The organism is Ferruginibacter sp. (assembly GCF_014377975.1).
Classification (GTDB): Bacteria; Bacteroidota; Bacteroidia; order Chitinophagales; family Chitinophagaceae; genus Ferruginibacter.
Genome location: NZ_JACMOO010000145.1, coordinates 25780 through 49986, shown reverse-complemented (window position 1 = coordinate 49986; position 24207 = coordinate 25780). Strand labels below are relative to the sequence as shown.

At 38.5% G+C, this 24207-nt stretch carries 14 protein-coding genes; all 14 read right to left on the bottom strand.

Going from position 1 to position 24207, the window contains the following annotated elements; all coding sequences use genetic code 11:
• Positions 1-2822 (bottom strand): DUF4157 domain-containing protein (locus tag H7254_RS08705; RefSeq protein ID WP_301932602.1); only part of this gene is annotated, 2822 nt, incomplete at its 3' end.
• Positions 2823-3297: 475 nt separating this feature from the next.
• A complete protein-coding gene (locus H7254_RS08700; protein WP_301932601.1) occupies positions 3298-5085 on the bottom strand; it encodes a contractile injection system tape measure protein in 1788 nt (595 codons plus the stop codon).
• Positions 5082-11405 carry a hypothetical protein gene (locus tag H7254_RS08695; protein WP_301932600.1) on the bottom strand — a complete coding sequence of 2108 codons (6324 nt, stop codon included), beginning with the start codon at positions 11403-11405 and terminating at the stop codon, positions 5082-5084. The genes H7254_RS08700 and H7254_RS08695 overlap by 4 nt, the downstream gene beginning before the upstream one ends.
• A gap of 9 nt (positions 11406-11414) precedes the next feature.
• Positions 11415-16127, bottom strand: coding sequence for a hypothetical protein (locus H7254_RS08690; RefSeq protein ID WP_301932599.1), 4713 nt, complete (start codon positions 16125-16127; stop codon positions 11415-11417).
• A 49-nt stretch (positions 16128-16176) separates the two neighbouring features.
• Positions 16177-16602, bottom strand: coding sequence for a GPW/gp25 family protein (locus H7254_RS08685; protein WP_301932598.1), 426 nt, complete (start codon positions 16600-16602; stop codon positions 16177-16179).
• A gap of 10 nt (positions 16603-16612) precedes the next feature.
• Positions 16613-16876, bottom strand: coding sequence for a PAAR domain-containing protein (locus H7254_RS08680; RefSeq protein WP_301932597.1), 264 nt, complete (start codon positions 16874-16876; stop codon positions 16613-16615).
• A 166-nt stretch (positions 16877-17042) separates the two neighbouring features.
• Positions 17043-18809: a type VI secretion system tip protein VgrG gene (vgrG, locus tag H7254_RS08675; protein WP_301932596.1), complete on the bottom strand. Its 1767-nt coding sequence runs from the start codon at positions 18807-18809 to the stop codon at positions 17043-17045.
• Positions 18802-19500 (bottom strand): hypothetical protein, encoded by a 699-nt coding sequence (locus H7254_RS08670; RefSeq protein WP_301932595.1) that lies wholly within the window; start codon positions 19498-19500, stop codon positions 18802-18804. The genes vgrG and H7254_RS08670 overlap by 8 nt, the downstream gene beginning before the upstream one ends.
• Complete coding sequence (locus tag H7254_RS08665) at positions 19490-19669, bottom strand: DUF5908 family protein (RefSeq protein WP_301932594.1); 180 nt, start codon at positions 19667-19669, stop codon at positions 19490-19492. Before H7254_RS08665 ends, H7254_RS08670 begins: the two co-directional genes overlap by 11 nt.
• A gap of 31 nt (positions 19670-19700) precedes the next feature.
• A complete protein-coding gene (locus tag H7254_RS08660; protein WP_301932593.1) occupies positions 19701-20204 on the bottom strand; it encodes a phage tail protein in 504 nt (167 codons plus the stop codon).
• 6 nt (positions 20205-20210) lie between these two features.
• Positions 20211-20672 carry a phage tail protein gene (locus H7254_RS08655; RefSeq protein ID WP_301932592.1) on the bottom strand — a complete coding sequence of 154 codons (462 nt, stop codon included), beginning with the start codon at positions 20670-20672 and terminating at the stop codon, positions 20211-20213.
• 30 nt (positions 20673-20702) lie between these two features.
• Complete coding sequence (locus H7254_RS08650; protein WP_301932591.1) at positions 20703-21686, bottom strand: hypothetical protein; 984 nt, start codon at positions 21684-21686, stop codon at positions 20703-20705.
• A gap of 31 nt (positions 21687-21717) precedes the next feature.
• A complete protein-coding gene (locus tag H7254_RS08645; RefSeq protein ID WP_301932590.1) occupies positions 21718-22707 on the bottom strand; it encodes a hypothetical protein in 990 nt (329 codons plus the stop codon).
• A gap of 26 nt (positions 22708-22733) precedes the next feature.
• The gene (locus H7254_RS08640) at positions 22734-24200 is read right to left on the bottom strand and encodes a phage tail sheath C-terminal domain-containing protein (protein ID WP_301932589.1); all 1467 of its coding nucleotides are present in this window, start codon (positions 24198-24200) and stop codon (positions 22734-22736) included.
• Between the last annotated feature and the right edge of the window lie 7 nt (positions 24201-24207).

Below are 24207 nucleotides of genomic sequence, written 5' to 3'. Positions count from 1 at the left end.
TCTGCTTTTGAAACAGGATCTTTAATTTTTGTTAACTGGCTGCCAGCGGCCTTAAATATATTGCCTGCTTCGGCTGCAGCTTTAGGATCTGGTTTTGCCTTAGCTGGTTTTCCAGGCGCATCTTTTTTGCCCGGAGCGGCTGGTTTGCCCTCTGGTTGTTTCTTTGGCTTTTTATCTGCTACATCTGGTTTCTTTGCAGAACCATCATCTTTAAATTCTCCTTTACCTCCACCTACACCGCCACTTTTATCCGGCAGGTTATCATCCACCATATTCGTCATAAACTTGGATGCATCAAACTCGGGCTTTTTAAATTCAATTTCTGGTGCATTGCCCGAGCCCAATACATAATCTTTGAGCGTGGCATTAATACCAATCGGATCTGTGAGCGGCCATTGTTTGGCAAACAGTGGCCATGTCCATTTTTTATCTGACAGCGGCGACCACCATGGTGTTTCTATCTGTATAAAGAAATCGCCACCCAAGCCAAGCATCGGCTGAGCCACCATTTCAAGTGTACCGCTTATATAAAATTCACCAGGATCACGCCAGCCAATTGTTGGACGTGCATCCGCATATGCCTGCACACCAATATCTGCCTGTATTCCTACACCAAACTTTAGGTCATGACTCAATATTTCTATGCCTGCTCCACCCTCTGCACGTAAGCGAAGACCGGCATAACCAGATATATTTATTGAACCTGCAATCTGGATATTTTTCTGCACTTCAGGATCAGTAGAATAAGTGCCGAGAATTTCTATATTACAAATCTTAGCTGGTCCAAGCTTTGCAATTGCATGTAAACTTATGTTTGCAAACAGGTTGAGATTGCCTACTACCGGTATGCCGTAATAAGCCTTTGCTTCGAATTTGAGTAATTCTTTATCCCAGTCTTTTTGTTTGAAAAGCGTTATTTCCGCAGGTGGCGCAATCTTTCCAATCACTGTAATATGTCCTTCTGCATCAACAACAACGTTAACTGTTCCGGCAAACCAGGTGGTGAGGTTGAATTGTAATTGTCCTGCGCCAGCAAGTGCACGCTTTTTATCACCGGTTGGTGCTGGCACTGGTGCAGGTGCAGACGCATCCTGAATTTTATCTTTTCCGCCAGCGGCCTTAATAGCATCTTTTGTAAAATTTTTAGCCGTTAGTTCGTCAGTTGCAATTAAATCAATAGAGCCGGAAAGTTTATCACCACTGTATTCAGCCTTTCCATGTGCATCAGTTGCTCCTGTTTCCGCATCATATTTTACTTCAACCGAACCACTAAAACCTTTAAAACCGGTTATAGTTAAACTTCCTGAACCACCCAGCTTGCCTTTATATTTATTATCAACATTTACCTTACCTTCTGCACCTTTCAGTGTTACAGTTGCAGAACCATCAAACACTGGCGTATTCATATTCTCCAGCGCCAAGTTCAGGTTTAATTCGAAAAAGCCACCAATTATTATAGTGAAGTCTTTAAAGCCAAGTGACAATGTTCCATTTTCAAGCTTATTGGTAATATTATTCTGTAAAGGAATTTTATCTGAAAAATGAAATCCCATTCCAATTTCTGATTCAGCTTTTTTAATTTCTGCAAGCCATCCTGAAACATCCGATCCTCTTCCTTTTATTGTTACCAAGCCTGTAACAATATTGTTTTTTATGTCAATGCGCAAAGCCAGTGCATTAATTTTTTGCAACCATGGATTTTTAAGTTGCAAGTAGGCCTGTTTTACAGAATGATACGATTCTCCTTTCTTCGCAACTTTAATAATACCTTCTTCTGCAAATGCGCCGGCTTTTATACGTACATCGAGTCCTTCCCTGCTTTGTTTATCCTCAATTTCTTTTTTTACATTATCAGAAGGGCTAAATGTTCCTTTAGAGATGTCAACTACTTCCGAACTCACTGGTGCAGACGGTACCGCAGCCGGGGCCTTTTTTTGTATTGATGTATTAGTTTGCGCTTGGTTTTCTTTTCTATACATACTTGCACCCTGCTGCACGGTATGCGTAAGTTCGTGCGCCAGCAAATGTTTTCCTTCGGTGGAACTGGTATCATATTTACCTGAGTTAAAATAAATATCATTTCCGTGCGTAAATGCCTGCGCATTTAAATCATTGCTCAGTTGTGCTGCGCCGGAATCATTGTGAATTTTTACACCAGAAAAATCTGCGCCTATAGAAGACTCCATTTGTGTACGTGTACTTGCGGGCAAAGAGCTACCGCTTCCTTTATACGAACTTAAACTGCTTTCTACGGAAGGTGACGCTGTTTGTGCCGAACTGCTGTTCGCTTTTTTTTGTAAAGATTCTTCGGCTTCGCCGCCTGCACATCTGCGCTGTACCTGGTCTTCTGCCCTGGCATTACTTTCAAAAATGGGTTTCTTCTGCAACTTACCGTGCATTGCTTCCGCTTCATGCTCTTCTTCTTTCTTCTGCAACTTTTCTTCCTGATCACAACTTGCGCACCTGGCTTGTACCATTGGGCTAACAGTAGCTATTGGCACAACCGGTTTAGATTGCACCGTTTTTGACTGAATTCCTGTATTAATATAAGACGGAGCTGCATCGTTTTTACTCCAACGCTGTACAACTTTATCTGCAACGTGATCAGCTTCCTGTTCGTACTTATCGTTCGGCCTGCCAATGGTTAATTTAGCCTGTATAGGCTTATGCTGAATATGTGAAAACGAGTTACGCCCCGAAGAGAAAAATGAGCCATGTTCATTAGCAGTTTCATTCACAAACATGCCGCCGCCTTTCCTAAAAAAAGGTTGTTCAGTTTTTGCGGCCTGCTTTGCTGCAGGTTTTGATTCTGCAGTTTTCATCTTTTCATTCTGAAATATTAATTATTCTGTTAAAAAATTAATTCCTTTTTTTTGACATCAAATCATCTCTCCTAGTTCTTCTCATGCATGTAACAGTATCCTGAAATCTTCTTATCCTCAAGTTATTTTACGTCTCTGTCTACACGTATTCCCTATAAATCATTTTGAATATTTCGTTGAACTTTATAATATTTATTTCTTGTTTTTGCAAAGCTGGAAACGCCATCTGTAAAAACTACTCCGGTATTTCTTCGGTCATTTTTTACAGACTTTAATAAGTTACAGTGGCTTTTTCAGAAAATTGTGGCATTTTTCTATTAAGCAAAATCATTTTTGCAGGTACAATACCGCATTGTCCTAAGCTCTTTGCATACCACCCCCTGTATTCAAACCAATATTTAAAAACAACTCTTAAAAATTCCGAAATAGTAAAGCTATTATTCGATTAATATTTTCTGGATTCATATTTTATTTTTTATCTCCATTCAATCCTTAATTTTTCTTTCATCCAGGGAAGTTTTATCAGGCTTAAATTCCAGGGCAGATAGTCGAGCAGCACATCGATTGCACTGGTTTCCACCTGCACAACCGCCTCGGTATTTTTTATAAAAAGTTTACCCTTGCGTTGTAAGAAACCATCCCTTAAACCTTCGATAGAAGTATTTTGTAATTTGCTCCATTGCAGTATCAAAGCTGTCAGCATATCTGTTGCTTCGGTAAGTTCTTCTTCAGTAAATATCACCTCGACCGGCATCGGCATTTCTAAGGGATACGCACACAGTATTTTATAAAGTACCAGTGAGTGTTCAACAGCATTGAGTTGTCCGCTGGCGAGATAGTGTAAAAGAAAAACAGCCTTTTCCCTTTTTTCCTCATCAACAAACTTTTTGTTGTGCAGCCAATGAAGCCGGCCAAATAAATGAATTAAGAAAGGGTGTGAGAGTACAATACCTGCATGACTGATGAAGATACCGTCGTCAGGAATTAGTTCATTTAGTGGCTTATTGCCGATGTGTTCTTCAGTTGACTTATTACCTGAAAAAGTTGCTTCGGATTTAACCGGAGATTTGATTGATTGCTTATCATTTACCTGTTCAAATGTAAGTCCTGTTCGCTCAATATTTATTTTATCCTCACCGGTTTTATCCCTGATTCTTTCAGCAAGTGGAGCATGTACGTCAGTTTCTTTATCTACAGAAAGTTTATTTTGGCTTGGTTGTATTTTAGCAGATATTTTTCCTTCTTTTGTATTGTTTGCTTCATTCTTTAAATTCCCATCGATTTTTTTTTCAGGCTCATTTATACCAACCTCGTTAGTATCCTCCGTAAATATTTTTTCTTTCTCAATTACCGGGATATTTTCTTTTTGAGATATGTCATCACTATCAGTTGACAAATTTTTTATGAAATGAATTGGAGTTTTCTCTTTAAATAAAGTATTTAATGCAGGCTGCAACAATGTTACCTGCGATAGCAGGTCTTTTTGACTAAAGGTTTCAACGGGTAATGATGCTGTATATATCTGCAAGAATTTTGAGACAAATGTTTCTATAGAAAAATTACCAGGATCATTTGCTGCAGCAAACAAAACCTGTTGCCAAATTTCCTTTATTAATGCGATGCGTCCATACATTGGTGGCTTCACATATTTATTTAAAACGTTTATTATGGTATTTAATTCAGCTGCTATGTCAGGTAATTGCTGTTGATTTTTAGCGGTTATTATTTCCACAAGCTTCGTTAAAAAAGCGTCCGGGTACTGCAAAGCAATGCGATGACGGGCGAAAGAATTATTTAATATCAGGTTGCGAAGCAATGTGATAATGGCAAAGTCAGTTGCCAGCGTTTCCAACACCTGTTGATGCCACACCTCATTTATTTCCAATGTGTTCCAGGGTAAATAACCGGTTTGCATATAAGCGATCCACTGCCTGCAATTGTTCATTTCCTTCGATTCACGGGCTACAGTTGTACCCGCCGAAACTAAAGCTAGCTTTTCACGAAGTTTGGTTTTAAATTTAAGCACAACGTTTTCACTCAAATAAATTTCCTCCATCTCTGTTACAGGTATTTCACCTAAATCTATTTCAAGCTTATCTAGTTTTAATACCTCATCTTCCCGGCAATATTCATTGAATATCGATTCGATGGCAGGCAATATTTTATGATTGTAATGATTGCTTATTAAATGCTGCATGCGAAAAGCATCTAATCCTGCATTCACGTTTAATTCAATCAACTGTTTTTTTATGACGTGCCTCATGTATTTTCCTTTAAAATTATTTTTCTTACTTCATCTGTATCTGCTTCAAATGGATAGCTGGAATTTTTTGCCGGATTCCAGTCGTCAAATAATTTTTGCAGGTTAAAATTATTTTGCCGCAGGCTATTTAATCCCGCTGTAATAAGATCAATGCCTGCGATGGTATTTTCCTGAAAGAAAATACCATCGAGATAATATTCTAGCAGGTTTTTTATCAACTCATCTTTTTGAAATAGATTTAAAGATGCCGCTTCTGAAATATCATTATTTGTCAGGGCAGCAAGCAACTCATTTATTTTATCAGGCAGATTTTTCTCTCCAAAAATATAATTAGCCCTGCCTGCTAATTCATTCTCATTCGAGTTAGCAAACAAACCTGCAATATTATCTTTATACACTTGCAACCTGGCATTAATAAAGCGTACCTGGTCTTTATTAATTGCTAAGGGCGGTGCTAAAACTACAGGCACATCAGCAGCTACAGGTAGCAGGTTATTACCTGCTGAAAGTATTGCTTCTTTGTTCCATTGAAATAGATCATTGATTTCATTTAACCACCAATCTATGCCTTCACTTTTTTTAATTTGATCATTTGTATCATCCACGCAAGGTAATGAGGTTGCTGCCCCGCTGCAGGGCAAACAATCAACGCAGTCGCTTAATGTATCTAATTTGTACCGGAATAAAACCTCCATCAAATTAATTGCTGCAGTATTGTGTGCAGTATTGTTTTGCAACAAATTAAATTTCCATACCTTATATGGTTTTTCAAAGCGACTTGTATCAAAAGGTGTGAGCCAAAGAATGCGTAATAAAATATGCGCAGGTGCTTCTCTTTGCAAAATCATTTCAAGTAAATCACGATTTTCTTTTTTTCGAAAACGCTCTGGCCAGGCAGGCAATGCAACGGTGGCAATAAATGAAAACGGATCTTCGCCCGGTGTAAAACAAACGTCCGATTCCTGCTCAATACCCTTTACAAACACATCATCTTTCCAAGTTAAACCTGAGCATTTTGTTTGAGTGAAAAAGCTACCCGGCCTTATATATTTGCAACCGCCATCATTTTGTGTACGGGGCCGAAGTAAAATATGTTCAATCAAAAACACACCTTCCCTGTTAATGATTTTTTTACTGCGTTCCAATGCATCAAACATGGTTTCAAAATACTCATACTGCTGCGGGCAAAAGGCAACAATGTCAGCAGGCTGCAACAGTGCTATGCCAAATGAATAACAATCGGGCCCAAAGTAAGGCTGGTAATTGGTATAGTCTGCCAATAGCCCATTGATCATTTCGTATTTTGACATTGCTGTACTACAATCCTCATAACCACAATAGCTTTGCCATGCCAGGTAACAATCATCACAGCTGTTTTTTGCAGGAATAATGCAGCCATCAGAATTTCTATTTTCTATATTGTCAGGCGTATTGAATCCGGGTAACCTTATTTGTATATAAAATTTACCATTAACTGGTTGTATGGGAAAATACCAGGCAAGCATTAATAGCTCCTTTTTCCAGGATGCCTTTGTTGCATTTTCATCCACCACTTCAGCAATTTTTTTATCTCCATTCTTAATAATTAATTTGCTATCCTCTACATCATAATTATTGTAATTACCGGCTCGTTGCAGTAGATCTAATATTCTTTCACAATCAGTATTATTAGTTTCATCATATTTGTATAGAATTGCGATAGGCTTACCATCTATCCCATACAACAATTCCCTTTCTTCTTCATTTATAATTTTAAACAACCGGGTTGTATCAAAATTTTTAAAGGCTGCAAAAAGCTTTTCAAGTACTTCATCTCTTTTAGTTGCTGATTCGTATTTGCAGGGATGCACAGCATTTGCAGTATCGCAACCAACATTAAAAGTATAACTGGAGTTATTACTATTTACCCCTCCGTGAAAAGTACCGGACGCCTGCGCAATACAAATGAATTTCTCAACACCCGCAGTTCCCCAGGCTGCGGTTTCATCTTTAAATCTTGCTTTGCTTTCAGCCAACACTTCCCTTATAAAAATGGCGGCGCCGTCATCAGATAAATTGTCAATGAAATAATTCCCTTTGTATTTAAGTAACATCCTGAAAAAATAAAATGCCTGTCTTGCATCCTGCGCAGTATTATAAATATTTACGCTTTGCCAATCATACGAACCTGAATTTACGTTGTACAACGAAAAATAATAAAGGCTTCGCGCCGGCGTATTTATACAATTATCCGCTGCCGTTGAAGGGCAGTCACCGGCTTTCCCCGGAAACAAATTTTTATATTCGTCACTACATGCTTCCAGGATTTTTACTGGATATGTTTTTACAGTTTCTGTCATTGTTTTTATAAGTTCCCGCCCTGTTTCCTGCACCAACGCCTGCGTATCTGATGGTACAAAAACTTCTACTGGACTTTTTTTATCAAAGTCGCCGGTCATTAACGATGGTTCATCCAGGCTAATATATTTACCGGCACCATAATTATCTGCGACCATCGCTTTTTTTAAAATTTCAAGGTAAATATCATTAAAGGCAACTTCGGCTTCCATAGCAGTATTATAAGTTGCAACGCTTTTAAATAAAATGCTATCGGTTTTAAACGGCTTAAACTGGTTGTGACACCTAACTACATACCGGTATAGCACTGTCTTTGATTTCTCATCCTGGCAAGGTTCCGATATATCGCCTCCAAGGCATATATCCAGTACTGTATAACCGGCAAGCGAATTGGTATACAATTGTTTTACGATGGCTTTACTGTCATTACCTATTGCAACGTTGTGTTGAGCAAGCAGATTATCGTTATCAACCAACCGGTAAACATAAGGGCCTGTATGGCTTAATGCATCAATTTCTATCCCATTTGTAAAAGGTTCGTTTGCATCAACGCATAACCGCCGTTGAATTTCTTTGTTTAGTTCAAGTAATTGTTTTGCTTTACTTAATTTTTCATCTTCTGGCATTGCTTCTACACCAGCACCCACATGTATGCAGGTTAAAGTGCCGATGGTATTGCCTGCATTTTTAAGGGAATATTTTAAATTGATAATTTCCAGCTGAACGGTCTGCAATGAATCAATAAATTGTTGAGCAGCAGTTTTTGCATTTTTAAAAGAGTCAAATTCCTCATCGCTTTCAAATAACAGAATACGATCGGTTTCAAATCCCAATTGATAACGGATCTTCCATTTGTTGGCAAAAGCAGGTACAGACAACAGGTAGTAATGATTATTTACAATGCTCCACACTTTATCAATAAACTCTTCGCCCTTAATTGTATTTTCTATTTTATTTAAGCACTCAGCCACCGGTTGTCCATTGCTTACGATAAATATTTTTTTCTTTTTATCATTGGTAAACTGAAAGTTTTTCTTGTCAACCATCAGCATCAGCACCTGGTATGCATTTGATTTTGCCTGCTTCTCCGAGCTGAATTCCTTTAATGATTTAAATTTAAACGCATGGCTATTGTCTAATAATTCAAAACTAAATTTATCAGGCTGGCCAACAATATTATTATTCAAATCGATGTTAAAAGCATCAATATCAACCAATTTAGCAGGCTTCTTTTTATCATTGCTGCAGAATTTTCCAGAGGGATTTTCTTCGGGTAAAATAATCTGCCATTTTGCAATATCATTGGGTGTGCGCAAATATGCAACGGCCGACGCATAGGCTTCTTCTTCCGTGTTGAATGAATTTTCAGAAAGCCGGATAATGTTGCCTTTGCTGTCTGTTAGCTGCAGACGGAAAACATAACCTGATTCAACAATTGTTTCGTCATTGAACCCAGGCACTGAAATTTTCTGTAAGTTGCCTGCCAGCTCAGCTGCAGACTTTTCATCATTAAACAGCCCGGGATAATATGCCTTTTCATTTCCATTAAAAAAAAGCTGTAATTGGTACTTTTCCTGGTGAGCAATATACTCCACCTGGTAATTATGTGCATCTGGAAGTGATGAAAAAATAGCCTGCAATCCTTGCTGTGCATTTTCTGATCCTTCGTAAATTACTGCCGTATTAAATAAAACTTCATCGGCTAATATTAACTGCACTGAATAGGTACTATCGTAAGCAATCACTTCAAAATTGCATAGACTGGTGTCGGTGCTGCCGTCAATTCCTGTATAGGCCCTGAACCTTTTCTCAAAACCAGATATCTCATTTTTATTACTATCACGATAGTCAGATGCCTTACCACGGTTACTGCTTAACGTAGGATATTGTGATAAAAAATTTTCTTTATTTTTAATGTTCACTTCTGCAAGCAGTTCTTTATTAGAAAAGTTGAAAGACAGCATTGCAAAGTCTGTAAACTGTTCTGCAAAACGTGCAAGCAAATGATCTAAAAAATTCTCCCGCCTGTTGCGGTATAAATTTTTATCCTCCACAATTTGAGATAAATAATCAACGTACTGATGCAGATTGAGAGCGATAGTAAAATTAAACGACGACAAAATACTATAACTGTCTGCAAGGGTGGCAATATTTGTTAACAGCTTTAATTGATTGCGTGCATTTTGAAGTTGAAGAGGATTGGCTGCATCTTTATCTTTTAAAAATAATTCTCCGGTAACAAGGGTGTCATCACTGGAAGTTTCGATATAAAATAAAGCATAACCGTCAGCTGTTGTTACAATGTCTGATATTTTAAACAGTTCATTCTTGAAATCTTCCTGTAGCAGGGCAGTAGTAATATTATATTGATCCGCGGAACCAGCTGAATATTGTTGCTGCAGTTTGTTCACGTCGCTGCTGCTGAAAGAACTCGTCCTGATCATCGCTTCAAAATACTGTTTGTTAACCGGCCAGCCAATAACAGTGCCGTTTACTCCTGCATTGCTCTTGCCATGTTTATCTGCAACATTTTGGTAAAGTTGCTGTAGGCCGGGAACTGTGGTAAGTTCACTTGAAAAATAAGTGTGTGGTGCACTTTTTGACGGTGGAAACTGAAAAGAAAATATTTCCCGGATATTACCCAATTGCGAGAGATAATTCGACAGTAGTTGATCAAAGAAAAGTAAGTACCCTTTTAATTGTAAAGCCTGAGCCCTGCGTTTTGCTGGCGCAGAATCGGGAACGCCGCCTTCACCAATTCCATAAACAAGCGGAAATTCATTTTGGATAGAATAATATGCAGCCAGATCATTGTGATAGCTGCCTTGTGGAATTGCCAGATTAAGGTTTTGGGTTGGTTGTTGAAGTTTACTTGTATTTACTGAATGGAATTTTAACGATAAATTGTTCTGCTGAAAATTTACAGGAACTGTGATTCCATTTATAGAAAATTGTAATGATGAAATCAAAGTTGAAAAAATAGTTACATAATCAGCAGGAATTGTAAACAACCACTTATCTGAAAAGTGCACGCCGTCCCTGGTTAGCTTTAGCTTGCGCACAGTAGCAACACCCGGCACACCTAAAATGATATTGTAAACATCGGAAAGATGAATCTCTTCTTTTAATGTGATCGCTTCAAATTCACTGGTGTCTACAAAACCTTGACTGTTATAATGATTATAAGGCCGGCCGGCAAATATTTCATCGATTTTCTTATTTTTTTGAAGTAGTTGCCGGAGTGTATAAAAAATTGGTGAAGGTGAAAAGAAAACCTGTAAAGCCACCACAATATCTCTATAAACTTCTGCCGCATCTGCATTTGCATCAAGGGCTATATCGGCACATATCCCAACAGGCAGGCTGCATAAAACAGAGATATCAATAAAGTCTTCGCAAAGATTGCGGTGAGATAAGAGTGCTTTTTTTACATCTTGAATTACATCTTCCCGCAACCTTACGGGCGCATCTTCCAATTGCAGTTTTATATGATATAGACCATTGATAAAATTCTTGCATGGATTGGCTGTACTGTCGCCAGAAGCCGTAACGTTCCCTACATCCGTCGAGTGAGGCTCACAAATATTTGTGAGCGAAATATCTTCAGCCACCTTAAGCCAGGCATTTTTTACACCGTCAATATCAATCAATAATTTTCTAAAATCAGTAACCGTTAAAGGGTTGCAGGTTAATATTTCAGCAGGTGTAAAAAAATTATTTTCACAGGATAAATCAGCAGGATTTTTTGTAAAAATATCTATAGCAGGCAGGTTGGTCCGATAGCCAAGATCAAGCAATGCATAAAGTAAAACTTCCAGTATGGTTATTCCAGGATCGTGTACATTATAATCTGTCCAAAGCTTACCTGTTAAGCTGCTTAAATATTGAATTGAGCTTGTACGCAATGCATCAAAATCCAGGTAATCGGGAAAGCCGGAGTTGGTTCTGTTAATTACTGTGCTATTTGTTGACTGATCTGGCATAATTCATTTCTATACGGGTACGGTTATAAATGGTGCAGGGTTATCCAATATGGTTATTACATCGTTACAATCAGCAATTCCAAAACTTTCTTTTAAATCTTCTTCGATACATATTTGTATTTCACCTGCAAATAAAATAGATCGCGGAGTATGCGGACAAATTTCAGATACCGGCAAGGTTTCGTAATCACTGCGCAGTTCCAGCTTTGTTATGTAGTCTACATAATCCCTTGTTTCTAAAAAATAAACCAGGTCAGACTTATTTACGCATTGACCAAACCTTAATTTTTCAAACACACCTACTGCCCAGGGAGCTAAAAATTCCCTGGTGTCCTGTTCCAGTTTATTTTTATAAAAGCCTCTGTCGTATCCTTTATTGAGGATAACAGACAAACAGATATGTACATTTTCGTAGCGGGGATTTACTGCCCTTATTTTTACAAAGGGAGAAATACGGGTAACAAACCAGGCTTGAATTTTTTCTATTATCCCTTCTGGAAGTTTTGGTTGAAAAGATTTACCGGCCAAAAGTTTAGTAAGATCCGGAATTACTGCCAGCATAATATAACCAGGCGCCGCAGGAAAATCGTTGTCGTACTGGTGTGCATTTAAAAAGAAACTGTGATTGATGCACTTAGCTTTATACACCTGCGGAAATGCCTCCAGCACCATGCGCTCGTAATCGAATTTTTGAATGGCCCTACCTTTGTGGCGAAGCAACTCACTTACCCTTGTATAGTAATGGCCAGTGGCTTCCAGCTCCCTGCCACTATAAGAGGGATAAGGCTGTGATACTTGTTTTATATTGGCATCAGCAACTTTAAGTTTTGAAACAGATGTTGCATTGAGCGGGTTCGAAAGCCTTTGCATATCATTTTCAGGATTTATTAAAAAACTAGCTTCCACTGCCTGCGTTGCAATGCAGATGGTTTCGCTTAAAGCCCTGCTGTTTTTAGGAACGGATGCCTTTATCCAGTAATATCCCGCCGGCATCACACTGTTATTATCAGACATATTATCGGGAAAGGAAAATTCAACAATGCCTGACGTTGTTAAACTTCCTGTACTATCTCTCAATATTTCAAAGCCCTGGCGTAGCGCAAACCATTGATTGTTGTATAAATATTTCCAGGAAATAATTTCCGGGTCAAACTCCGTATCTGAAGTAGCTTCTGCCAATTGAAACAACATATTTACTTTACTGCCTGGCAGCAGGTCTGTTAAACCAATAAACAAACTTCCCTCATCGCACAAGGTGGGAAACAGGCTAGGCTGAAGAGAAATTTGCGCTAGGTTATATGTGTTCTTAAATGGATACAGGTGAATGAGCGTAATATCATTGCCAGAAGCACTGGCCGCGTAATCAAGTGCTATATTACTTATAACGGGCGTCCAGGGTTCGTTTGGAATTAATACAGAAAGTTCCTTTATCGGTTTACCTTCGTTGTCAAAAAGCGCTAGTATTTTATCCAGTGTTTTTAATTGTGAATCTGTATAGGTTGCTTCTTCAGCGGTAATACCCGTTAATTTTGCATTTTCTAATATTTGCGGTGTAAGTTTATCCTTTTCTTCGTCGTTAATACTTCCGCTTCCATCATCGTCTCCATCATCTTTAATAGCATCCCCGTAATCGTTACTTAATTTTTGTGCTACGTCATCGGCATTTTTAGCCGCTGTATTCGTATTTTTAACCAGCTCTTGAAATGATAAAATAGCATTTCCGATATTTTTATAGATGATCACTGTATCTCCACTTCCTGCATATACCGCATTTTCAAGAATTGTGTCTGGGAATCTTCCCAATGCCATCATTTGACGTCCCAAAACAAAGGCATAATCCTTATGCAGAAAGTCCTGATTTTCTAACGTAAATCGCAGAAATCCTTTTCTTGCGGAGATGTCGTATTTTTTTAAACCTGTTAACGCATCGCTATAGTCACCTGCAGCCCCAAAATCTGCCGGCTCTATAAAAAAAGAATATTTAAAGGCATCATCCTGTTTACAAGGCATGGCGCAGGTTTCCTGCGAAAAGAGTTTTCTATTAAGATCCTTTGTTACTTTATTTTCTTTTGTTTTTTTAGACTTATCTTTTTGCCATTTACCTACATTTAGCAATGCAAGGTTAACTTCAAAATCACACTCATTCAGTCCGAACACTTCTTTATCGTCTTTCGGATTTTCGAGGTCAGTGCAGTCATGGTAGTTAAATCTTTTGAGATAGGCTTTATAATGTTCATTAAAATTTGCAGGCTTATCTTTCCAGTTAAGCTTTACACAAAGCTGTGTCCAGTTTTTTGAGAATATTTCCTGACTGCCTATATAAAAATTGGGGCCTGTTAGGTTCATGTCTATTTTTACAGGAGTACTTGCTTCCGCTTCTTTTTTTATAACTGCAGCGCCGGTTTTATCACCTGAATTTTTATTAGAATTAACAGCATCAAAATCAACTATAGCAGGCCTTGTGCCAAAAGGATAAACTGGACCATTTACATCCTGTACACTTTCATCATTTTGCACAATGAAATTTTTAAGGCCGCAAACCTTCACATTTATATTACTGTCTGTAACCACCACATTCCTGAAAAAATTATAGAGTGAAAGTAACCTTCCTGCGATATGCTGTTTTTTATTTAAACAGCAAATATCATCTTGGTCTGCTTCAATAATTTTTTCGAGCGACAGCTTTACCTCGTCGTTTAATAAAATTTTTGCCAGGGGTAGCGTTGTGCCAAGGTCTTCTTTTAAAATATCCTTATTAAAAAATGTAAGTGCAGGTTTATCTGCATTTAATTTTGCGAAAACAGTGATATTAAATGTTCCCGAATTGCTTATTTCCGAAAAATTAATGTCAAAAAAATCTGAAAGATTAAATGGCTTTGTCAATTCATCAAGCCCGGCGGTGGGATCAATCCAGTTTTTTTCTCCGCTAAATAAAACTGATAAAGATTTTAACGGTTTAAAAACCTGATTAAGAAAACTTTGCTGTCCCTGGCTAAAAATAAGGCCGTCCTGCTTTTTTGAGGCAAGGAAATTCAACCACACATCTTTGGTAATTACCGCTTCTTCATTATAAAAATCTTTATTTGTGCAACAAAAGGAATGACGAGTTATATCTTTTAAAAATTCCTGCCTGATAGAATCTGCTGAATCTATATCTAATCCTATTTTTATTGCAGTTGCCAGCAAAGCTTCGTTTACGATAATATAGGTTTCTTTGATAGCGAGCCCTACTTCAGCAAACAAAGTTTTAGCATCAATAAATTTTAAAGTATTGTTTGTAACCGATGAAGCAACTATTTTTTCGTTGGCGCAGCAGTTGCTACCGGATATAATTTTGGCCGCTGATTTCTCATCGCAAATGGCTTCATTTAATTTACAGGTTAAAGCAATAGTAATGCTTCTTTCCCCTTCATTCAATAACAACACCGGCGAAGCAAGTACAAAACCCATACGGGCATTGGGATATAGCTGTGGCGATTTTCTTCCAGGCGCTGTGTATTTACTGTACTTTCCACCGAGCGTAGGATAATTTTTAGGATCACTGCTAAAGTCTTTGTCAATGCCATCTGCAGTTCCTGCACTGGGCGCAATATAAAGCCCTTCCACAAAAGAAGTATTATATATAGTTTCATTGTTCAAAAACAAAGTGCGTACATCTGCCACCTGAGTTTTGTTTACTACAATATCATCATTTAGGGCAAAATCAATTTCTATATTATTTTTATCCTTATCGGCTTTTACCAGCAATCCTTTCTTTAATGCATATTGCTTTAATTGTTTTTGGAGTTCAAATATCAGGTGTATTTTATCTGGCTGTACTTCACTGGGTTTTAGTTGCAATACCTGTTGGTAAAAAAAATCAAGATGCTTTTTTGCAAAACCATTCAAATCATTTTGCAGTTGTGTAAATGTATTTAGAAAAGTAAACAACAGGGCAAGATGCGGCGTATGCTTTTGATTTAAATCATCGTTTAAACTGATAAGACTTTGTTGAATACCTGCGCCAGCAGCAGTTGAAATAGTATCCATTGCCTGTATCAGGTCTGCCATTGAATTATTAATCACTTCACTTATTGCCAGCAAAACCTGGTGATTGCCGGTGTCGATATTGTTAATAGTGTCGTCGCCTGCCACTAAAATGATATCATTAATTTTCCATAATCCATTTAAGGATAATTGTTCACTAAAATCTATTGCCGTAATGCCTAAAATATTAACAGCACTGCAGGCCGCTTTTATAAAAGCTGTTACAGGCAGGCGTAATTTATTTTTACCTAATTGCTCCAAAAATGCCGCAACCGGAAGCCCGGTTTTATCTACTGAATTATAAAAGCCTGTTATTTTATAAATGGTATTGTAATAACAAAAATTCAGTAATAACTGTAATCCTTTTACTGTGGGCTTTTTATTAAAAATATAGCGGTACAGCTGAAATTTATCCTGTAACAATGCACTTTCATTTTTAGCAGCTGCTGCCATAACAAACGGAATGCTGTTTTTGAAAAAGCTTTCCCAGTTATCTTCCTCCATTATATTTTCATTGCCTGTTACATAAGCGTATTTTATATGTGCAGACAGCTCTTTGAAAAAATTAAGCAGCTCGGCCAGAGTGCGGTTATCAATTTTAGCAGCACTATTTAATAAATTATCCATTACCCGCTGTAACTGGCTGCAGCCGGGATCATTTTGAAAAGGATGTACAAGGTTTTTACAATCAAACATATAATTCTAAGCGGCTTACTGAATGGTTAATAAAATATGCTGAATATTTTTACAGCGGCTTCAACGCCTCATTTCCGTAATAATCATACACATAATTAAATCTGGAATTTGTTTCAGGAACAGAATAGGTAATGCTAATGGTAAAGCGCCCCTGCAGCAATTCCGGAGAATCGTCCGGTGTTACATCTACCTGCTCAAGCAATATTCTTGACTCGTAAAATATGATGGCGTTTTGCACCCTGTCTTTTATATAGCCTATTACTGTACTGCTCAACTCTTCAAATATAAAATCGGCCATATTACAACCATACTGAGGTTGCATCACTCTTTCCCCCAGGCTGGTCGATAACAGTATATTCAGGCTTTCCTCAATGTCTTTAATATCAGAAACCAGTTTGACCTGTTTTGTAACTTGATCAAATTCAGGTGGAAAAGCCCAGCCTGTTCCTAAAAAATCAATATTTTGCTGCATCATTTTTTTATTTTTATCCTCCAATTAAAACTGTAGGGCAACCAGCCACAATTACCCCTCCGTGCGCTGTTAAATCTCCCTGCCTGGCTGCAGGTTTTCCCCCAATCATCACTGTTGCAGATCCTTTTACAATACTGTCCGGCGGCCCCACGCATACCAGCATATCGCCAACAACCGCCGCAGGCAAACTGCCAATTAATACCATTGGCACACATGGGCCAATTACAGGACCACCTACATGAGGTATAAGGCCATTCAACAATGGGCAAGTATGCATATCCGTTATTCTTGCGGCAAAAGGCATAAGTGATAGTGGTGTTTAAATTTTATGAAATATTTTATTTCGATTTATGTCAGGTCCATTCATAAATTTTTCCATTTTTTACTCCTAAATAATAGCAGTAATTCGCTGGTGTATATTTTTTTATCTGTACAAAATTTGATTAATTAATTTTTACAATAGAACCGGTTACCTCGGTAATTCCCTGCGATGAAATTTTTGCTGTAGCTCCCTGCATACTTACATCAGCATCTGCCTTTACCGATAAAGAAGCAGCACTGATGGATAAGGAAGCAGCTGCTGAAATGGTTAGATTTACGCCTGCTTTTAATTCAATATTCTTTGGGCTCTCTATCTTTATGCCCAAAGTATCCATAGTTATTTTGTTATTGTTTTGATCTTTGATTTCAATTTTGGTTGCGTTTTCATCTAGTGTAATACTGTTGCCTGCCGGCGTATCTATCACAATTATCTTTTTATCATCATCAAAACTTACATGCATTTGGCTGCGGGTGGTAAATCCCTTTTTATTGTTTGCATCCTGGGCAGTGAGTGGGGCAGGCTTGTTGCTGCTATGTAACATGCCTATCATTACTGCATGGCGGGGATCGTCGTTGATAAATCCTACGATTACTTCGTCGCCAATTTCGGGTAAAAAAAAAGATCCTCGGTTTGCTCCGGCGTCAAGCGTGGCAACCCTTGTCCAGATGCCCTGTGCATCTTTATCAATCGTTGGAATTTTTACTAATATGCGGTCTTCTCCATCAGGATCAGATTGCAACTGTACCACCACTCCAATTTGCAAACCATTAATTGCACCTACTAGGCCCGCATTAGGCACATCCTGAATATCCTGGTGTAACTGCACATGATATTCAGGATGTAAACCAAATTGCACCTGTGTTTCCCAGGTGCCTTTACCTACATCATGCCTGATCGCTGTTACATAAGCATTGCCATTAAAACGGCTGCTAATGCCATCAATTTTTACCATATCCCCCGGTTTGATTCCTGAAAATCCTTCAACTTTTGCCCGTCCTCTTATTTTAGCCAACCGGCTTCGCATGAATGCTCCATCTGCCCAGGTTTGCAATTCCTGCTCAAGCAGGTGACCGCTGTGGTGCATCTCATAATCTACCTTTATTTCTTTAGCAAGCTGGTTGCCGGAAATATTGCCTGGTTCAGAAAAATTTGCTGAGCTGCTGTCGGCTGTAAAAAGTTGTTGGGTTTTATAATCCCAGGAAGCGGCCTTTACGCTTTGCCATTGGTTAAGAACATCCATCTCTGCTTCAAACTCCAGTACAGAGGCACCAAATGTAACCTGCAACACCGGACTGGCGCTGGTTAAAGGTTTAGATATTTTTACAGTTCCTTCACTTACATTTACCAGCATGCCATTAGCCTCGGCACGAAGCAGTAAAAAATCCCAGTCGGAAATATGATGCTGCACAATTTCTTTATGTGAAAGACTGGTTTTTTCTATATCTGCCGTTAATCCATAATTTAAAATTAACTGGCTAAAAAGATCTGAATCGGTAAGCTGTTGATAATATTTGCTGTGCCTGCCAATCGTCATCCGTACTGCCTCGTCGCGGCATTCAATGTGTAATTCGCTGTTGCCGTTTTGCCGTACTTTTATGGCGTGCATCGTTATAATTCCACTAAATACCCTATCATTGGCGGCATCTCTGCCAATCTTTATTACCACTTTTTTGCCCGGTACAAAAGCATCGGCGTTACTTACAGAAAAGCTTTTTTCTGCTGCTTCTCCATCCCGGAAAACCATCTTTGCTACAGGGATTTTATTGCTCTCTTTTGTTACAGAAAGGGAAAGCAACTGGAAGGAAGGATTAACAGTTTTGCCTTCTACTGAAATATCGTAACTGGCAACATCATGCAGTGAATTGTTGGGAACAAGCGTATCAGCCATTATTTTCATTTTTATTAAAAGGTGGAAACGAAATATTAATCCCGGGTTTTAAATTTCTTATAGAGCTTAAATTATTTGTTTTTGCTACCTGCAAAAAATATTTCGAATCGTTGTATATTTTATAGGTTAGTAAGTCGAGCCTGTCTGAAGCCGTAACTGTTTTATAGTGGGTTAAATCAGGTGAACTGATGTGATTAAGTGCAAATTCTGCCTTGGGCGAATTGTATCCAACAAAGGTGGCGCTGATTTTTACTCTCAGTGGAAAACCCTTTGGATCAAACAGCGTATGGTTGATATCAATATTAGAAACTACGCAGGAAAATTTTATTTCTGATCCCCAAAAAATGATTAAAAATCTCGGGCGGTGGATTTTTCCATCGTAGTCATTAACGCACTTTAAAAAGTCTGCCAGCGCCTTACTTACCGAAGTATCTTTTTTGCCAAAATAACCTTCCATAGTACCGGTACCATCCAATATAAAATCAAGCTTTAGTTCGTCAGTGCCTTTTCCTTTAAATTTTGGATCTTTTCCTGCGCTACCGGTAGCACTCCTTGTTTCAAGCTCTACCTTTACATTTTTTGTAAATGATTCAGGATTGATTGGTGCCGTAAACACGGCATTTTTTACCTCATCTTTAAAGTCTTTATCCGTAAAGCAATGAATCACCAGTTTATGAAGGCTACCGCTCATATTTTTCTTTTAAAATGCCCATTACTTTTTCGATACAAGTATTAATAATTTCTTCAGAAGCGGACACATTATTATTACCTGAGGCTGCGGCACCTGCCATTCCTTTTGCCGAATCAGCCTCCTGTGTAACAGTTGCTCTAATTACCAGTTCACGAATTTCTATGGGCATATTATTTTCTTAAATTATTAACAGTATAAAATTATTTCTGACCGGCAACCGTGGCTGACTCCACTTTTCTAGATTGGGCAGCACTATCAGTAACCAGGATGTTATAATTTAACTCCAGCGTTTCTATTAAAATGTTGCCTTGTTCAGCATTCAATTCGCCCAGCTTCCAGCTTCGGGGCCATACATTTGTTACCGTCCAGTAAAGCAAAGAACTGGAGTGATCTTCATTAAGAAGTTTAATGGTTACTGAAGGAATGGGTTTAATAATTTCATGCTCAAATGCATCCTGAAGCCACCTTGTTAAAGCAGAATCTGCAGGCTTTAAGATACCTCTCTTTAATAAAAGCGGACCATATTTTCTGCGTACCGGTATTACATGCTCAAATCTGTTTTCGCCCCCTTCTTTTACAGTTTCCGTTTCGACGGAAGAATCGAGGCCGCTAACGGATTGAAACCTTACATCAATATCCTTACTGCCAATGCTGAAGTCAACACTGAAATGAAAATTAACTGCCTGGTAAGCTGAATTGGCCATAACCTGTTATTTTGCTTCAACAATAATTAATCCTTCATGTACCAGCGTCATCGTTTCTATCGCCACTTCATTGCCATCAGCTTTTAAATCAGTGGACTGAATTTTTGAGGGCCATGCTTTTGAAAGCGACCAGGTGATGATGGGCTTATGCTCTTCATCCAGCAGCTTGATGTTTACATCACGCCTGAACTTTTCTTTGCCTTCCTGGAACATGAATGTTTTTTTCCAAAGCTCGAAGTATTCAAAATCGCCCTGAAAAGTTCCCCTCTTAAGAACAATGTCGGTGTACTTGGTAAGACCAGGCTGCTTACTTTTATGATACGCAGGATTACTGCCTTCCCGGTATTCAATTACCTGGGTTTCAAAATCAAGACCTGAAACCTCCGTAAAGCCAACTCTTGTACCACCCCATTCCAACTGGAAATGAAATTTTGGAAGGGGATAGTTTTTTTTTGGATCGTCTGCCATAAATTATTTTTTTGAATTGATGATGAATATTTATTTAGCACATCTTTTTGAAGGATCAACATTAGGGTCGCTTATAACGGAATTAAGCCCGTCCCGCAAAGCTTTAAGATTGTCGCGATGCTTGGTTTCGTTTAAAAGCCATTTTGATAATTCGTTAAAATCTTCCGTATCTTCCGAGTACTTACCTTCAATCTTTTTGTAGTACCGGCTATCGCAAATAGGAAATTTAAACATGGGTTCCAGCCCGGTATCTTCAAACTCACCCTCGGGTGTATTTCTTTGATAGCCTTCCATTCCAAATTCGGGCTTACGCTTTTCTTCGGACTCCTCCTGATTTTTTCCATCACAATTGAATGCCTTTTTCCATTCCTTTAAAACCATATTCAACCCGAAATGATGACTGGGATGACCAACATTTTTATTAATGTTGTTGATGATGCCAATGGCCATAATGATTGCTTCAATCAAAGCATCTCTCGTTTGAATAACGGCGTCAAGTTTTTTTCCATAATCTTCAATAAGTACCATAATGCCCTGACCAGAAACCAATGCCGGATTGTTCAGGCATTTTATACAGTTAGCCATGCTGTCATATTTCTTCTTTAATAAATCAATTTGCATAAAAAAATCCCGGAGCATGCAAAACAATAAATTAATTGCCCGTTTGGTAAGAAATTCGTTTTGACTGATTCTTGCATTGTGGTGCAATACAATTTCAAGCTGGCGGCAAATTTTCTTTGAATAATCGCAGGCTTTGTCCATTTCATCTTTCCATATTTTCCACATGTCTCTTTGTGCTGTAAGATGGCTAAGTCGCTCTGTGAGATACGTGACAGTTTTGTCAGCCTTTTTATATCTGGCATCAATCTCCTTATACTCAGCTGTCCATTCATCATAACAGCAATCTCCGCTTCCTTTGTTGCCATCCGGTGGTTTTATTTCCTTTTCACAACACTCTCTTATTTTGGGTTCGCATTCAAGCACTTCTCCCAGGTCGTATTTAAGTATAAGCATACATTTTTTTTTAATTATTAAACAAATTTATTTAAGGTGCCGGTGTGGAAGCTGCAGGCGCCTGCTCTTTAATAAATGCATATTTCACCTCGCCGCATATTTCACAAATTTCAGTAGCACACTCTTCCAGCCTCGGCTTGCAATTATCCTTATCTCCGCTTACGCAACCACATTTGGGGCAACAAATTTTATTAAGTGTTGTATAAATACCGGCGTAGGTGCAACGTTGACTGTATAGGTCCATTACACTTCCAGTTCTTTTTGTCAATGCATCTTTTAATTCCTGTTGGCGTGTATCCAGGTCGCCTTTTCTTTGTGTAATGGTGGCCAGTAATAACTTATCAAATTCCTGTGCGGTGTTGTATAACGTTTCATGTATTACTACCAGGCTGCCAGTGTTACAAAATTTTTGAATGCCTATTACGTCAGAGGAAGCTTTAAATACAGAATCAATATCTGATAGCAAAGCCTTGGGCATATCAAACACTAATTCTATAACTTTATCGATGTCTTTGCAACCTTCAGAATCAGACCCCTGCGTTTGCTTGCCCTCTTCTTTACTTTCGCCTTTTCCGGTAATGATCAGCCATTGTGATACACTGCAACTGTCCTTTTTTGAATGCTCAAGTTTGTTAGCGGCTTCCCGTAGATCGGTCATTTTGGATTTAAGATCTTTTACCCCTTTAAAAACTGTTGTGAGCTGTGCTGCAAGAGAATCGTCCCAGGCTTTGTAACTGGCTACACTGGCCTTAATTCTTTCGTTGGACTGCACCAGTTGCGACCCCATACTTATTTCGGTATTAATATATCGCTGGTAGTTATCCCTTGTAGAAAGATACCTTCGTTCCTTGCTTTTATAAATTTTTTCGTTGGCGTCATATCCTATCCTGAGGGTGCCTATTTCATTTTCGGCTGTTTCTAAATTTTTACAATAAATTTTTTTAACAGCATTTATTTTTTGCTGTGTTTCATTATCCCTTTCAGTACAATCCGGGATATTTTTATTATTGGGCGTTGCCATATTTTATTTATTAAGAAGTAAATAAATTAAGATTCTGAAAGCAGTTTATGCATAAACCGTAGTATGATAAATTCTGCAGGCCTTACCACTGCCAGTCCAACCTGGATGATCAGTCTTCCTTCCAAAATATCCTGTTCGCTCATTGTAAGATTGAGGCCCACATGCACAAAAAAAGCTTCTTTAACTGATGCGCCCATTAATGCACCTTCTTTCCATCTTTCTGTCAGGTAGTTTTGAATCATTGACTTTATGCGTACCCATGTATTTTCGTCATTGGGTTCAAATACAAATTGCTGGGTGGCGTTGTTGACTGATTCTTCAACCATAATAAAAAACCTTCTCACAGAAATATAACGCCATTCATTGTCATTACCGGCAAGTGTGCGTGCACCCCAAACAATAGCGGGACCGCGGCCCTGGAACGAGCGGATAATATTTACAGATTTCCCGGCTACGGGATCAACATTCAAATCGTCCTGTTCCGTGTTATTAATTAAATACTGCGGGCGAATAGCACCTAAAATATTTACATTGGCCGGCGCTTTCCATACACCACGTGCATTATCAACTTGTGCGAATATACCCGCCATGGTAGCCGCAACAGGCATCAGCATTTCTAAATTTATAATGGCAGATTTTGCCTGAAAATATTGTGCGTTGTTTTTCGATTTCAGATCCGCAAGCGTTTTTACGTCGGCGGCCCCGCCTGTTACTGGTATGGTGGCATCATTATCAACAGACGGTACACCAGCTTGATAATAAAAATCCAGGCCTGTATAAACTTTAGGAAAATACGCAGCTGCATACTTAAGATCACTGGCATTGGGGGGAGCTAAAAGATCTCGCAAACTGTTAGGATCATCTTTAATATCCTTTAGCCATACTTCTGCATTTGCTGCAGTATGGTATACATCCAGTATAACAAACCTGTCCTGCAATTTTACACATTGTGTTATTGCCTTGTCATGGAGGGTATAATAATCAACTGCATTATCAATATTTGTTGAATCAGGGAAAATCAATAATGTTATTTCATTAACTTTTGCAGCTTCAATTAATCCACCGGTTCCAAGTGTGTCATCACCACTAAGATCTTTCATTGCAACCGCACCGCCATTTGATGCATAATCACCCACAGATACTATCCAGCAAGGGCCGCCGCCGTTTGCAAAAAACATCTGCAGCGAATAATTCATCAGGAATTTTGATCGCTTGGTTTCCTCAACAGCAGCTGTTACCGTTGTTATGTTATTTACTGCTGTTAATATAACTGACAGGCTTGTTTTTTCGGAATCGGGGTTACCAAAATACTGCTCGTATTCCAGCATAGATTCAATGCGCCAGGGTTTGTTGTGTAAATCCGCAGGCTTCTTCCATTGGGCTTTTTCAGTGTATCCTATAAAACAGGGAATCGCAGTTTCAGCAGATGCAATGGATGGCGGCAAGTGTGGAATTTCTTCAATATACACTCCCGGATGTTTATATTCAGGCATATAAAAA